Source organism: Botryobacter ruber (assembly GCF_003347595.2).
GTDB classification, from domain to species: domain Bacteria; phylum Bacteroidota; class Bacteroidia; order Cytophagales; family Hymenobacteraceae; genus Pontibacter; species Pontibacter ruber_A.
In genome coordinates, this window is record NZ_QCZK02000061.1 from 182,805 (window position 1) to 197,301 (window position 14,497).

At 52.5% G+C, this 14,497-nt stretch carries 10 protein-coding genes; 5 read left to right on the forward strand and 5 right to left on the reverse strand.

What is annotated here, in order from left to right; genetic code table 11:
* The first annotated feature begins 151 nt into the window (after positions 1–151).
* The 5 genes from DCW36_RS22185 to DCW36_RS22205 all read left to right on the forward strand — a co-directional run bounded on the left by DCW36_RS22185 (position 152) and on the right by DCW36_RS22205 (position 3,832).
* Positions 152–1,564, forward strand: coding sequence for an MBL fold metallo-hydrolase (locus tag DCW36_RS22185; protein ID WP_114780727.1), 1,413 nt, complete (start codon positions 152–154; stop codon positions 1,562–1,564).
* Between the two features lie 109 nt (positions 1,565–1,673).
* The gene (locus tag DCW36_RS22190; RefSeq protein WP_114780728.1) at positions 1,674–2,000 is read left to right on the forward strand and encodes a rhodanese-like domain-containing protein; all 327 of its coding nucleotides are present in this window, start codon (positions 1,674–1,676) and stop codon (positions 1,998–2,000) included.
* A 106-nt stretch (positions 2,001–2,106) separates the two neighbouring features.
* Positions 2,107–2,664 (forward strand): YeeE/YedE family protein, encoded by a 558-nt coding sequence (locus DCW36_RS22195; protein WP_114780729.1) that lies wholly within the window; start codon positions 2,107–2,109, stop codon positions 2,662–2,664.
* 51 nt (positions 2,665–2,715) lie between these two features.
* Positions 2,716–3,129 carry a DUF6691 family protein gene (locus DCW36_RS22200; RefSeq protein ID WP_114780730.1) on the forward strand — a complete coding sequence of 138 codons (414 nt, stop codon included), beginning with the start codon at positions 2,716–2,718 and terminating at the stop codon, positions 3,127–3,129.
* A gap of 64 nt (positions 3,130–3,193) precedes the next feature.
* Positions 3,194–3,832, forward strand: a complete 639-nt coding sequence (locus tag DCW36_RS22205; protein WP_114780731.1) for a TlpA disulfide reductase family protein — start codon at positions 3,194–3,196, stop codon at positions 3,830–3,832.
* 177 nt (positions 3,833–4,009) lie between these two features.
* On the opposite strand, the gene DCW36_RS22210 is transcribed toward DCW36_RS22205, so the two are convergent.
* The 5 genes from DCW36_RS22210 to DCW36_RS23010 all read right to left on the reverse strand — a co-directional run bounded on the left by DCW36_RS22210 (position 4,010) and on the right by DCW36_RS23010 (position 14,495).
* Entirely contained in the window at positions 4,010–5,686 is a 1,677-nt protein-coding gene (locus DCW36_RS22210) for a glycoside hydrolase family 32 protein (RefSeq protein WP_240676278.1), read from the reverse strand.
* 43 nt (positions 5,687–5,729) lie between these two features.
* Entirely contained in the window at positions 5,730–7,310 is a 1,581-nt protein-coding gene (locus tag DCW36_RS22215) for a glycoside hydrolase family 32 protein (protein ID WP_114780732.1), read from the reverse strand.
* Between the two features lie 102 nt (positions 7,311–7,412).
* Entirely contained in the window at positions 7,413–10,457 is a 3,045-nt protein-coding gene (locus DCW36_RS22220; protein ID WP_164891213.1) for a LamG-like jellyroll fold domain-containing protein, read from the reverse strand.
* 122 nt (positions 10,458–10,579) lie between these two features.
* Positions 10,580–12,205, reverse strand: a complete 1,626-nt coding sequence (locus tag DCW36_RS22225) for a glycoside hydrolase family 32 protein (protein WP_114780734.1) — start codon at positions 12,203–12,205, stop codon at positions 10,580–10,582.
* A gap of 13 nt (positions 12,206–12,218) precedes the next feature.
* Complete coding sequence (locus DCW36_RS23010; RefSeq protein WP_164891214.1) at positions 12,219–14,495, reverse strand: GH32 C-terminal domain-containing protein; 2,277 nt, start codon at positions 14,493–14,495, stop codon at positions 12,219–12,221.
* Positions 14,496–14,497 lie beyond the last annotated feature (2 nt).

Here is a 14,497-nt window from a genome sequence, read left to right on the forward strand (position 1 = left end):
GTTAGCGTGACCTAAGTCACTGAAAACGGCATAATATCTTCCGAAATTTGTATTGTTCCTGTTAGTTATTAAACACCTTACAGAGCATCTTAAAGACAAATATCCTGCAACAGATAACATAAAAGCAATTAGTACCCAAAGCAAAAATATTATGAAAGTAGAACAAATATATACCGGCTGCCTGGCACAAGGGGCTTATTATATCGAAAGTAACGGAGAAGCTGCCATCGTAGACCCGCTTCGCGAGATTATGCCTTACCTGGACAAGGCGGCCCGAAACGGCGCTAAAATCAAATACGTGCTGGAAACACACTTCCACGCCGACTTCGTGTCGGGGCACGTGGATCTGGCCAAAGCCACCGGCGCACAAATTGTGTTTGGTCCGAACGCACGGCCTTCCTTCGAAGCCCATATCGCCACTGATGGTGAGGAGCTGAAACTGGGAAATGTGCGCCTGAAAGTACTGCACACGCCGGGGCATACCATGGAATCTACTACCTACCTGCTGCTAAACGAAGCAGGAAAAGAACAGGCCATCTTCACCGGCGACACCCTGTTTATCGGTGACGTAGGCCGTCCGGACCTGGCTGTTAAATCGGACCTGACGGAGGAGCAACTGGCGCAAAATCTTTACGACTCGCTGCGCAACAAAATTATGCCGCTTCCCGACGAGGTGGTTGTTTACCCGGCACACGGCGCTGGCTCTGCCTGCGGTAAAAACATGAGCAAGGAAACATCCGATACGCTCGGCCATCAGAAAGAAACCAACTACGCCCTGCGTGCCGACATGACCAGAGAGGAGTTTGTGCAGGAGGTTACCACCGGGTTGCTCCCGCCTCCGGGTTACTTCCCGCTCAATGTAAAAATGAACCGCGAGGGCTACACCAACATTGAAGAAGTGCTGAGCCAGGGGCTGCGGCCATTCACGCCGGATGAATTTGAACTGGTTGCCAACGAAACCGGCGCGCTGGTACTCGATACCCGCAAGCCGGAGGAGTTCGCCAAAGCCTTTATTCCCAACTCCATCAACATCGGCATCGATGGCAGCTTTGCGCCTTGGGTAGGTGCGCTTATCCCCGACATTCAGCAGCCCATTTTGTTCGTTGCCGACGAAGGGCGCGAAGAAGAAGTAGTAACCCGGCTGGCACGCGTCGGCTACGACCACGCCATTGGTTACCTGAAAGGCGGCATGCAAGCCTGGGAAGCAGCCGGTAAAGAACCGGACACCATCAGCTCCATCGGAGCCGGAGAGTTTGCCCGGGCATATGCGCAGAACAACCAGCTCAAAGTAGTGGATGTACGCAAGCCGGGCGAATACCAGGCCGAGCACGTTACCACCGCACTACACGCTCCGCTCGACTACCTGAACGACCACCTGGCCGAACTGCCTAAAGATGAAAAAATGTACCTGCACTGTGCCGGCGGCTACCGCTCCATGATAGCAGCTTCCATCCTGAAGGCAAGGGGTTACGATAACGTGGTAAACGTGGAAGGCGGCTTTAAGGCAATTGCCGGAACAGACGTTCCTAAAACAGCTTATGTGTGTCCGTCCACACTAAAATAACAAAGATGGCTAAAAGAGGGGGCCTGGCTTCGGAAGAAACAGGCTCCTGCCATAGCCACCCATGCAAATAATATAAAATCAAATACAGAATCTAAAAGATAAAATAGCTATGTTTAATTTATTTAAATCTGCTCCCAAAGCCTATGAGGATTTGGATGGCAAAACGTTCAGAGAAAAATACGAAAGTACACCCAAAGCAAAACTGCTGGATGTACGAACACCGGGGGAGTTTGCATCCGGAACCATAAAAGGAGCAAAAAACCTGGATATAACCTCGCCACAATTCCAGACGGCAATAAAGACGATGGATAAAACCGAGCCCTATTTCCTGTTTTGCCGGAGCGGCGCCCGAAGCGGCAATGCCAGCAAACTGATGGCGGACCAGGGCTTTAAGGTGTACAACCTGTCCGGTGGAATAGGCGCCTGGCCAAAATAAACCTGCTGTGCAGCAAGCTTGTCCTGTTATGGCAGCAACAGGCAGCCTAACAACCTGCCTGTTTGCTGTTGCACCAAAAAAATAATACGTACTTTATAAAACAGATATGCTGGAAATCTTAAAACAACCCTGGCCATGGTACACCTCGGGTGCGGTAATAGCCTTTATCATGGTGCTGTTGTTATTCTTCGGGAAGTCGTTTGGCTTCTCCTCTAACCTCCGCGTGATATGCGCTGCCTGTGGAGCAGGTAAAACGGCAAAATTTTTCGATTTCGACTGGCGCTCCCAGACCTGGAACCTGCTTTTCCTGGTAGGCGCCGTAGCAGGAGGTTATATTTCGGCAGAGTTCTTAGCCGGCGAAGAAGCAGTCCAAATCTCACAGGCCACGGTTAACGATTTAGCCCAGCTGGGTATCTCCGCCCCGGATGGCTTACAACCGGAAGAGATTTTCAGCCTGGAAGCGCTGTTCAGTTTAAAAGGGTTTCTGCTGCTGCTCATCGGTGGCTTTCTGATTGGCTTCGGCTCCCGCTACGCCGGAGGCTGTACCTCCGGGCATGCCATCAGCGGCTTATCCAACCTGCAGCTGCCCTCGCTGATTGCCGTTGTCGGTTTCTTTATTGGTGGTCTGCTGATGACACACCTGCTGTTACCGCTGATCTTTTAACTGGCAAGGCAGCAACTTAAACTCGTATTTTAAAGACATAATTCGACCTACGTGAAAGGAATAAAGTTTATACTGGCCGGCATTTTATTCGGCATCGTGATGAGCAAGTCGGAAGCGATTTCATGGTTCCGGATTCAGGAGATGTTCCGCTTCCAGGCATTTCACATGTACGGCATCATCGGGACGGCCGTGGTGCTGGGTGTAATTGCGGTAGCGTTAATCAAAAAATTCAACCTGCGCGACTACCAGGGGAACCCGATTGTTTTTCAGCCGAAAGAGAAGTCGGTGCCGCGTTATTTGATTGGCGGCACTATTTTTGGACTAGGCTGGGCCCTGACCGGCGCCTGCCCGGGCCCGCTGTTCGTAAACCTGGGCCATGCCTACTGGGCTTTCCTGGTAGCTGTAGGGGGCGCCATTGCAGGCACCTATTTTTACGGCCTGATAAAAGACAGGCTGCCGCATTAATTTTTAAATCCGCAGACCGGGTGCAGCGGCACCTGGTAGCGCTACATCAACAGAAAAATAAAAAATGAGCAATAGAAAATTATCATTTCGTGACATTCCGGGCTGGGCAGTGATGCTGGCAATCTTTGGCGTACTCTACCTGACGGGCCTGCACACCGAGGCTATCGGACAGGTGCAGCGGCTCCTGCTGGCAACAGGCCTTAAAAAAGCCGATGTGCCTGAACAAATGGAACAGATACCTGACAAAAACCCTTCTGCAGCACCCACCATAGCCACAGAAGCCTCCGAAATGGCAGGAAAAGGATTCCAGATGAAAAGCCTATCCGGGGAAACAGTCAGCCTGGAAAGCCTGAAAGGGAAAGTAATCTTTATGAACATCTGGGCCACCTGGTGCCCGCCCTGCATTGCCGAAATGCCCAACATCCAAAGCCTCTACGAGAAAGTAGGCTCCGATAAAATTGCCTTCGTGATGCTGTCCGTAGACCAGGGCGGTGTGGACAAGGTGCGGAAGTTTATCCAAAAGAAAGGCTATACCTTCCCGGTATACCTACCCGCCAGCCCGATTCCGCAGGAGTTTGATTCACCGGCTATTCCCACCACGTTCATTATCTCGCCTGATGGTAAGATTGTAGCGAAGCAGGAAGGCATGGCGAAGTATGATACCAAAGAGGTGCGGGAGTTCCTGCAAAGCATGGCAAAATAATCTGCCAGCGTGCAGCAGAGGCTATGGTGGCAGGTGCTGCTGTCAGACACACGCAGGAGCTACGCACAAGCTGAGGTCTTTTGAATCTGTCCGTTCGACTGCCAGGAGAAATCTGATATTAAATGGTACACCAGATTTCTTCTTGCAGTCGAAAGGACAGTTCTTTTTTCTATAGCTTTACTGCACAGACGCTCTTGCCTCAGAAGCAGGTTTCCAGATGGATTTCAGCTCCGTTATTTTCCCGGACTTCAGCTGGAACTGCCCGTTTTTAGAAACAAGCTTCACGGTAGTGAAAGGCTCATTGGGGAAGAAAATATCGGTCATCACGGTTTTACCGCCGTCTGCAAACAGCTCTACCGACGCTACATCTACCAGCAGTTTCATTGTTATCGTTTTACCGCTTGCTACCCTTGGTCCGTAATTCACAGTTGCAAAGCGGTCGGAGAAGTTGAAGTTGCCCGACTGGGTTCTGTCGGTGTAGTAGCGGTTGCCGGCGGCATCGTAGCCGATGACCATTTTCTGATCTTTCGCGTTGGAAAGCTCAATGGTAAAGTCACTTCCCTCCTGTTGTGCTTCCAGTTCCAGGTTCAATTCGAATGACGTAGTGCCTGCAGGTAACTTATCAGAAACAACTACCGCATCCGATATGATTTGCGCTTCCAGACTTTTGCTTGAGCCGTAGATGTTCCGCAGCTCCTTTACAGGTTTAGATACCACACGTAAACCGGCTGGCGTGTTGGCCAGTGTTAATTCACGCGCTACGGTCATGGTGCTTCGCCAGTTTTCGGTGGGCACTACGGTGGCGTAGTCCCAGTTGCTCATCCAGCCCATGAACAGGCGGCGGCCATCTTCTTTGGGAATATTGGCCCAGGTAACACCGGCGTAGTTATCGCGGCCGTAATCTATCCAGATGCCTTCGTGTCCTTTCGCGCCACCTGCAGCCGGCTTGCTTAGCAGCCCCGATTCAAACTGCTTGTCCATCACAAACTTGTTCCCGTCGAAGTTGCCTACAAAATACTGGGTAGCAGAGCCGCCGTTTGGCCCACCTGGGTTGATGCTCACCAGCAGTACCCACTTCTCCTCGTTAGAGCCTTCTACCGGAAGCTTAAACAAATCAGGGCACTCCCAAACGCCGCCGTGCGCACCAATGTTGGCTCCAAAATCGCTTTCCAGTTTCCAGTCTTTCAGGTTTTTAGAGGAGTAGAAGCTGATTTTATCCTTCACAGCCAGCGCCATCACCCACTTCTGCCCTTCTTCGTACCACGATACTTTTGGGTCGCGGAAGTCGCGGATGCCCAGGTTTTTAATAACCGGGTTGTTTTCGTATTTCTTCCAGGTACGGCCGTTGTCGAGGCTGTAGGCAATGCCCTGCGTCTGGTAATCTTCACGTCCTGCCTTTTCGCCTTCCATGTCGTGATAGGTGAAGATGGCTACCATCGCGGGGTTTTCTTTGCTGCCCAGGCCGGAGGTGTTGTTCACGTCCACCACGGCACTACCTGAGAAAATCATGCCCAGGCTGTCGGGATATAGCGCGATGGGCAGGTGCTCCCAGTGCACCATATCTTTGCTCACAGCGTGGCCCCAGTGCATAGGCGCCCAAACGGTGGTGTCGGGGTTGTGCTGGTAGAACAGGTGGTACTCGCCGTTGTGGTACACCATGCCGTTCGGGTCGTTCATCCATTTGGATGGTGGTGTGAAGTGGAACTGCGGCCGGTGCGGCTCCTGGTTTGCAGTGGCTTGTTCTATGCCTTCAGAGGCTGTGGTGGCATCTGCAGTACCGTTACCGGTGTTGCAGCTTAGGGCTGTTACGGCCATGCACATGGCCAGACCCTTTACGAGATAGTTAAAGTTCATATGGTTAGCTGTTTTTCGTTATCAATTGTTTCAATCAGTCGCTTTAGTCCGGGCTGCTTATTTGCAAGGAACTGAATTCTGCCTGTGTAGCATGGCCGAAGATACCCCACTGCCTGCCGGGCATGCCATAGATGCGGTTGCTCAGGGCCGCTTTGCCGTCTATGTAGACCACGCAAATTGTTCCGTCCAGCACAATATCAATGGTATATTCCGTATTCGCTTTGAATTCGAATGGTACCCGCGTCACCTCGACCGGATTTCCGCCTGTTAGGTTATAAGCTGCCACCCTTCCCCGCTGCGGCTCAAATACTATTTTATAACCCTGTTCCGGGTAATTATTTGCGTTAAAGATAAAGCCGGTGGTACCGGTATTGTTATCTGCTTTTAGTTTTGCCTGTATTTTCCGGGTGCCATTTACAGGTGTAAATGTGTAGAAAGCTTCTGCCCCGCTGCCATTAAGTTGATACGTATTAGCATTTACCGTGACAGCTCCGGCAGACTTCTGCACCTGGAGCGGGAGGTTGTTTTTGAAAATAGCGGCTACCGTTCCCGGCACTTTCACCCCCAGCGTACCGTCTGCTGCCTGTGTTAGCTCGTGGGCAACCATATTTCCAGCCCATTCCTTATTGCCGTTGTCATTTTCAGGCAATCTTCGGGCAGTCCAGCCAAACAGGTAGCGTTTGGCTCCGTCTGTTTCGGTTTTGGCAGCATAAAAGAATTCCCCGTCCAGCATATCGTGTGCGGGTTTACGCCAGGGCCCTTCCGACGAATCGGCAATGCGGTAATGGGTGCCCTTGTTTGAGCTCCAGTTTTCGGAGAAGAACATGTACCAGAAGTTGCCCATTTTAAACACATCGGCACACTCCATCATCAGGTAACGTTCTTCTTCGGTGGTGGTGTAGAGCGGGCCTTTTAATGTCCAGTTGTTGGTAGCCGGATTTGCAGAGGTGTAGAGCAGCACAACAGCTTTCCGGCTGTGTACGGTCTGGGTGCTAATGAGCATCCAGTATTCGTTTTTCTCACTGTTGAAGAAAACATGAGGGTCACGGAAATCAAAATTGTAGTATTCCGGTGGCGCTGTCAGTTTAAAGGTAGTATTTTTTATCCAGGTTTTCAGGTCTTTGCTGGTGGCGTAGAGCACGCTCTCGCGCGGGTTGCTCATTAAGAATTCGGAAATGCCGTTATGGCCGGTGTAGTACATGTAGTAGGTGTCGCCCACTTTTACCGTTGAGCCTGTACCGATAGCAAAATCGGGTTGGGTAGTGGAACCGTACGGAATCATTTCTCCCCCGTAAGAGAAGTCCAGCAGGTTGGTACTTTCAAACTTGTGTATGGCATGAAAACCCTGTCCGGCAGGTTTTGTCTGGGCATCGTGCAGGAAGAAAAGGTGGAATTTGCCATTATCGTAATACGGCATGATATCGCCCACCCAGCCGGTAGTATTGTAGGGGTTGGTGGTACCGGTCCAGCCAGAAGGTGGTGCAGGATAAATTCCTGCTACCTTATTTAAATTGGCACCCGATGTATTGGATGTGTCCGGTCCTGTGCTTTCTTTGCTGCAACTACAGGCAAGTAATCCAAAGGCAACAACTGTGGCAAGCATACTCTTTTTTAACTTCATCATTTTTGCTCTATTCCCGCTACAGCTGTTCAGGCTGTATGCTGATTCTTATTTTATTCTAGGCCTATCCAGCGAAATAACCGGCCTGCCACTGCCGCAGGCAAGCTACAACAGCAGCAGCTTCTTCGTAAAAGTCCCTTGTGCCGAAGTTACCTTTACCAGATAAAGCTGGCTGGGCTTCAGGATGTTTTTTACCTGGAAATCAACCGTGGTTCCTGCTCTTACCATTTTTTGATGCAGCACCCTGCCCCGCAAATCAAGCAACTCCACCGATACCGGTTCGTTTCGGAGCGGGGTTAAATCCAGCGTAAAACTATCTTTCACCGGAATGGGATACACGCGGATAGCCTGATTCAAGGTCCCGGCTGCCTTTTCCTTTCCCAGACCCGTTACAGAGCCTGCTACCGGGATTACCAGGTTATCCAGGTTCAGGTGACCAAAACCGCCTGTCTCGTTATCCACTACCCGGATGTAGCAGGTGGTGCCAACGTAGTCGGCGGCTTCAAACACTTTGGGTGCATAGGCTTCGTCATTCAGGCCGGTGGTTTTCAGCAGCACCTGGTCATCGGAAGCACGCACGAGGGCCACGTACAGGGTGTTCAGGTTTTTGCCGCCACCCAGCAGGAAGGTGATTCTGCCATCGCCTCCCAGCTCAAAATCGGGGGTTCGTATTTCACCGGTGCGGGTATCGTTGCCTGCTTTGTGGCCCCAGAGGTGGCGCTGCCCCTGCTGGTTGAATGGTCCGCCCCAGCCCCAGTTGCTGTCGGTGGTTATGTCGTTTAGTGTAAAGGCCTGGCCGGTTACCTGCAGGTCGCTGAAATTGCCCTGCTCAAAATCGTAGCGCAGGTAGCTGGTATGTACCGGAGTTGTTACGGGAGCAGAAGTATCGTCGCTGGACCGGCCATTGTGCACGGCCTGCGCTATGCCCCAGCCTTCCACCGACAGGAAGCGGGTGGTGCCTCCCTGCGAGAACAGCTCCACGCCTTCGCTCTGCGCCTGGGTAGGGTAAATGCGGAAGGAAAAAGCGGCGGCATCGTTGATGAACACATCCACTACCGAATGGTCGATGAACAGCTGGAACTTGTAGGGTTTGCCAAAGGCTTTTTCGTCGTAAGCGCCTTGCAGCAGCCGCTTCTCCTCGTCGTGTATAGCAAACGTAGACTGCCGCTTGTCCAGGAACACCGTCTTCAGCTGCGTATCGTAGTAGAGCGAGGTAAATTCCTGGCGGTTAGGCGATACCCGGAAATTCAGTCCATAGCGGGTGCCGGTGGCGGTGGTGTCGACGTAGGCAATAATTTCCGTACGCTTCCCACCGATGTTGCTGACAGGTGTGGCAGCCGTTACCTGGATGTCTGTATGTTTCTGGTACCCGCTTTCCTGCCGGATATCGGCCAGGTCAGGCAGCGGTTTTTGGCCCAGCGTTTTGCCATCGGGCAGCAGGTGCCACACGCGGGGCAGGCTGAACACGTGCGCCCACCCGGCCTCCAGCTGCGCCTGCGACGACCGCCGCTCATCCACAATGCCTATGCCTACGATATTGTTGTTGTAATCCCGCTCGATGGTAGGCGACAGGTGCCCGTGAATCAGGTCGAGCATTTTGGGCTGCGCGTAATCGGGGGTGAAGCGGCCGTTCTGCCAGGTGCCCGTCCAGTACACGGCCCTGGTATACTTATTTGGACCGTACTTGCCCACGCTGCCGCCAATCGGGTTTACCACCAGCACGTATTTGCCATTGCCCAGCGGCTCGAACACCGGCATTTCCCAGATGGCAGAACCGATGTCCATCTGGCTGTAAGGGATGGCGGTAAAGCTGGGGTTGAAGGTCCAGTTGAGCAGGTCGGTGGAGGTGTAGTAGGCTAATCCGCCACCGCCGTTTAAGGCAGCACCTATGAGCATGTGCCAGGTGTTGCCTTCTTTCCAGAGAAAGGGGTCGCGAAAATCGTTTACGTTTTCGCGATTAATTACCGGCCCGTGCTTCTCCCAGTTCTCCAGGTTCGGGTCGGTGCTGGTGGCCAGGGCGATGCCGGGGTTGTAGGAACCGGAGTGGTTGACGTTAGTGTAGAAGGCGTAGGCTTTGTTGTTATGCATAATCACATCGCCCGACCAGATGCCCTTCATGTCGTAGCCCGAAGTAGGCGACCACTCCAGCGACGGCCACAGCGCATCCTTGGCGTGGTGCCAGTTCACCAGGTCCTTGCTGACCATGTGGCCCCAGTGCATCTGCGTTTTAAACGGACCGTTGGGTGTGCGCTGGTAGAACAGGTGGTACTGGTCGTTGTGCTTGACGAGTCCGTGTGGTTCGTTGGCCCAGTTGGCGGGCGGCATGGCATGGTACACCGGGCGCTGCACATCCTGCGCAAAGCGGGTAGCGGGTACGTCGAGTGAAGTAACGCCTAAGGCTGCTGCCTGGGTTGCGCCCGCTTCGTAGTGGCTTTTAAGTGTGGCTTTGGTGAGTGCTGCATCATATAATTTGGTGTCGTCGATGGCGGCGCTCAGGGCGTTGAGCAGGAAAATGCCGTCCCACTTCCCGGTGTTGCTTCGCCCGATAAACAGTGGCGCATTTGCCTCCTGCAGCTCCCCTCCTGCCGGAATGGTGCTGCTGCCTTTTTCTTCGCCGTTCAGGTAGAGTTTGATAGTACCCTGGTTACCGTCTACCACGGCTGCCACGTGCACCCACCGGTAGAGCGGGAACAGTTCGGTGGCATGGCAGGTGTACATGGTTCCGTTGATGCTGGCCCGGAAGTACCAGTTGCCGAAGGTGTTGATACCCAGCTGAAAACCGTTCATACCATTGGTCTGGCTGACGATAGCCGAAGGTGTTAAATTGGCATAAGGCACCTCGGCATCGGAAGGATAGCTTTCCAGGTTCACCCAGGTTTCGAGGGTAAACGCCTTCCGGTAGTTATGTGTGGCAGTTGCCTCCACCCAGGTAGAGAAGCCATCCAGACGCAGCGCATTACCGGTAATGCCCGTCACCCGCTCAGGCCGGTTAAAATTATTCCGGACCGGAAAGGTATTACCGGATACTGCCTCTACAGCTGTTGTTGTGCCGCTCACTTCGTTGAAGTTGAAGTGCAGCACAGGCGTCTGCGCCTGTACAAGCAGGCTGCTGAAAAAGCAAGCAATCAGGAGTAAAAAATTTCTATTCATAACCTTTCGACGTATGCAGCTGCGCATGTTTTGGGTGAAGCAATGCCAGTTTCTGCTTAGCAGTGGGTGCGGTGGCTGGTGCTGCTGTTTTTTATGGTCTGTATTTGTTTCCAGGACTGCTACTAATTGATTTTATCCTTCGCATGAATTGACTTCAATTCCGTTACCTGGCCTGCCTTCAGCCTGTACTTCCCGTTGGGCGTAAGAAGTTTGATACCGGAGAGCTTTTCGTCCGGGAAGAAGGTATCTGTCAGCACAGTTTTGCCACCGTCTGCGAAAACTTCTACAGAAGCAGCATCTACCAAAATCCGCAGTTCGAACTGGTTATCTGCAGCTAACCGTGGTGCGTAGCTGATGCTGGCAAAGGCGGTGGAGAAGTTATTCCTGCCGGATTGGGTTCTGTCGGTGTAGTATTCGTTGCGTTTGGCATCATAGCCTACAACCAACTTCTGGTTCTGACTGTTGGAGAGCTCTATTGCAAAATCGGACTTCAGACCTACTGCTTCCATAGTTACGGTTAAATCAAAAGCTTCGGGCTTAAAAGGAAGCTGCTCAGAAATGGAATACCCATCAGCTATCGGTTGCTCCTTCAGTTTAGTTGTTTTACCATAAAGATGCTGCAGCTCCTTTACTGGTTTGGAAACCACGCGTAAACCGGCAGGTGTGTTTTCCAGTGCCAGGCTGCGGGGAATGGTCATGGCACCCCGCCAGTTTTCGGTAGGCACAGCATCGGCATACGCCCAGTTGTTCATCCACCCTATGAACAGGCAGCGTCCATCGGTTTCCGGTACGCCAAACCAGGTAACGCCAGCATAGTTATCGCGCCCGTAGTCGAGCCAGATGCCTTCATGCCCCTTGCCGCCTGCTGCAGGTTTGTTGCGCAGGCTGGTTTCAAACTGCTTATCCAGCACAAAATTTTTACCATCGAACTCCCCTATAAAATATTGTGTCGCTGAACCGCCGTTTGGCCCGCCTGGATTAATGCTGGCCAGCAGCACCCATTTTTCCTCCTGCGTACCCGCTACAGGAAGTTTTAACAGGTCAGGGCACTCCCACACGCCGCCATGCCCGCCTACGGTGGCGCCGAAATCACTTTCGTGCTGCCAGTCTTTCAGGTTTTTGGAGGAGTAGAAGCTCATGTGGTCGGCTACTGCCAAGGCCATAATCCATTTTTGCTGTGGCTCATACCACATTACTTTCGGGTCGCGGAAATCAGGAATGCCCGGATTGGGGAGTACCGGATTCTTTTCATACTTGGTCCAGGTGCGGCCTTTGTCCAGGCTGTAGGCCATGCTTTGCTGCTGCGTTTTGCCTGCACTTGTAAAAAAAGCTACTATCGGTGGATTATCTTTTGTACCCAGTCCGGAGGTGTTGTTGAAATCAACCACGGCACCACCCGAAAAGATTGCACCCAGGCTATCAGGTGCAAGCGCAGGTGGCAAATGTTGCCAATGCACCAGGTCGGTACTGACGGCGTGGCCCCAGTGCATCCGGGCAAAATCGGGAACTGCCTGGTGAGGGGTGTGCTGGTAAAACAGGTGGTACTCCCCGTCCAGGTACACCATGCCGTTGGGGTCGTTCATCCACATGGCGGGTGGGGTGAAGTGAAACCAGGGCCGGTGCATTTCAACCGTACTGCTGCTGCCGGTAACTTGCGCCTGCTCATTCGTTCCAACCAGCTGCTGATTGGAGCCGCAAGCGCTGAGCAGGGCACAAAAGGCTGCGAATGTGGATAGTCGTTTCATCATGTTTTATTTCGGATTATTCCAGGATTACTTTTTTGATTATCGTTTTCCCTCCTCTCAGATAAATTTTCAGGAAGTTGAGTCCGGAAACATTATTTCCCGAAACCTCAACGATGGCTGCACCGGCCTGTTGTTTCAGGTTGACGGGCAGCCGTTGTCCGGTAAGGGTGAAGAGTTCCACCTTTTCCAGGTCGAGTTCGCTTTCAATCCGGAGAATACCCTTTGCGGGATTAGGATACACGGTAACTGCTTGTGCCGGCACGTCCGTATCAGCAGCCAGGATGGGCGCAGGTTCCCAGATGCTTCTCAGGCTCCAGAAGATAAAATCCTGTACCTCTCCCGAGCCAAAAAAGGAAATCTGGTCTGACTGCGCCGCAGGAAAAATACGGGCTGTCTGAACAACAGCGCCATCGTTTACGAACACCTCCACCGACGACTCGTCTACATAAATTCTGAATTTCAGCTCCTGGTGTTGTGCCTCCAACGGAGCATAAAATACTTTATCATAACTTCCTGAAAAGCTGCTGCCTGACTGGCTTCGGTCAATGTAAATGGCATTTCGGGCAGGGTCGTAGCCAATTTCCGTCTGCTCCGATGTTCCCTTCCGCACCTGCACGCCAGCTGTGGTGGCTGTGGAGGCTGGTACCAGCGTAAACTGGAGTTCATATTTTGTACCGTTTAGCTGCCTTGCCTGGATTTGCTCATTTAGTTGTGTTATGGGCAGGTTGGGGAGGCTAACGGACGCCTGCCGTAACTTGGTCAGTTCGTTTACCGGATTCTGGTATAGCCGCACGTTTCCGTTTTCGTTAAGCCGCAGCTCCATGTACCGCGGCAGCGACATGCTTCCGCGCCAGGTGGAAGTTGGAATAGCACCTGCATAAGCCCAGTTATTCATCCAGGCCAGCCACACTCGCTCGTAAGTACCGGCAGGCTGGTTTTCCCAGGAGCGGCCCGCATAGAAGTCGGGGCCGTAGTCGGTCCAGAGGGCTTTTTCCTCCTTACCCATTATGGCTTCGTTAGCAAAATAAATATGGTCGATATTGAGGTGTCCCCAACTGCCCGTTGCATGGTCTATAATTTGAATCGTAGCCTGCGCCCCTTTGTGCTGTTTCACATCCCAGGCTTCCCAGCGCAGCTTTTCCTCATTTCTCCCGGTGGTGGCTGCTACTACCTGGCCATTGATGAGCAGGCGTATCTCTGCCTGCCCCGGCAGGTTGCCTCCTCCTATCAGGAAATTAATGTAGTCATGCTGTATGGTAAAAGCAGCAGACGTCAGGCTACCCTGCGATGCATCGCCGTTCAGGTAAGAGTTTACCAGCTTTTGCCCCAGGTAACCCGTTACCTGCTGCTGACCAGGAAAAGCGCCTGTGGCAGGTTTATCACCAAAAGCAGTGCCTTCTGCCGTCCAGCCGGCATAGCTGTCGCCTTCAAAGCCTTCAAAGAGTACCCCCTGCGGCAATACCTCCTCTGGTCTCAATAAGGCATCGAATTCTTCTGTAAGTGTAAAAGTTTTTCCATCAAAATCTCCTATAAAGTATTGTGTGCCGGAACCACCGGTAGGAGAACCCGGGTTCAGGCTTACCATCAGCACCCAGCGGTATTCTTCCCGCCCCTGTACTTTCAGTTTAAACAAATCAGGACATTCCCAAACGCCGCCATGCGCCCCAATACCTCTGCCAAAATCGCTTTCGAAGGTCCAGTCTTTCAGGTTAGGAGAAGAATAAAATTCGATGCGGTCCAGCACCGCCAGTGTCATCACCCATTTGCCTGTTGCCTCGTGCCAGAACACCTGCGGGTCTCTGAAGTCGGCGATGCCCTGGTTGGGCAGTACCGGGTTGCCGCTATACTTCCGCCAGGTTCTGCCGTTGTTTGTGCTGTAAGCCAGGCTTTGCCGTTGCGTGCTACCGGCACTGGTGTAAACAGCCACCATGGCCCCTGTCCCGAAACCGGCTGTATTATGATGGTCTACAACTGCACCACCAGAAAATATCTGCCCCTGCGCATCCGGATAAAGGGCTACCGGCAATTCTTCCCAATACACCAGGTCTTTGGAAACAGCTTGCCCCCACGACATGCTGCCCCATTGCGTCCCGAAAGGGTTGTACTGGTACATCAGGTGGTACTCCCCGTTCAGGTAAACCATTCCACAGGGGTCGTTAATCCAATTTTCTTTAGGGGAAAAGTGGTATTGTGGCCTGTAAGGCTCCTGGTATGGCGCTGTCTGAGTTGCGCCTAAAGCAGGCCACAAGCAGGCAATACCCATACAAAAACGTTTCAAAACCTTACAGACCATTT

What these genes read in the sequence shown, in the direction of transcription:
- DCW36_RS22225 (WP_114780734.1), bottom strand. Translation starts at nt 12,205, where the DNA reads ATGATGAAACGACTATCCACATTCGCAGCCTTTTGTGCCCTGCTCAGC.
- DCW36_RS22185 (WP_114780727.1), top strand. Translation starts at nt 152, where the DNA reads ATGAAAGTAGAACAAATATATACCGGCTGCCTGGCACAAGGGGCTTAT.
- DCW36_RS22220 (WP_164891213.1), bottom strand. Translation starts at nt 10,457, where the DNA reads ATGAATAGAAATTTTTTACTCCTGATTGCTTGCTTTTTCAGCAGCCTG.
- DCW36_RS22215 (WP_114780732.1), bottom strand. Translation starts at nt 7,310, where the DNA reads ATGATGAAGTTAAAAAAGAGTATGCTTGCCACAGTTGTTGCCTTTGGA.
- DCW36_RS22210 (WP_240676278.1), bottom strand. Translation starts at nt 5,686, where the DNA reads ATGAACTTTAACTATCTCGTAAAGGGTCTGGCCATGTGCATGGCCGTA.
- DCW36_RS22205 (WP_114780731.1), top strand. Translation starts at nt 3,194, where the DNA reads ATGAGCAATAGAAAATTATCATTTCGTGACATTCCGGGCTGGGCAGTG.
- DCW36_RS22190 (WP_114780728.1), top strand. Translation starts at nt 1,674, where the DNA reads ATGTTTAATTTATTTAAATCTGCTCCCAAAGCCTATGAGGATTTGGAT.
- DCW36_RS23010 (WP_164891214.1), bottom strand. Translation starts at nt 14,495, where the DNA reads ATGGTCTGTAAGGTTTTGAAACGTTTTTGTATGGGTATTGCCTGCTTG.
- DCW36_RS22195 (WP_114780729.1), top strand. Translation starts at nt 2,107, where the DNA reads ATGCTGGAAATCTTAAAACAACCCTGGCCATGGTACACCTCGGGTGCG.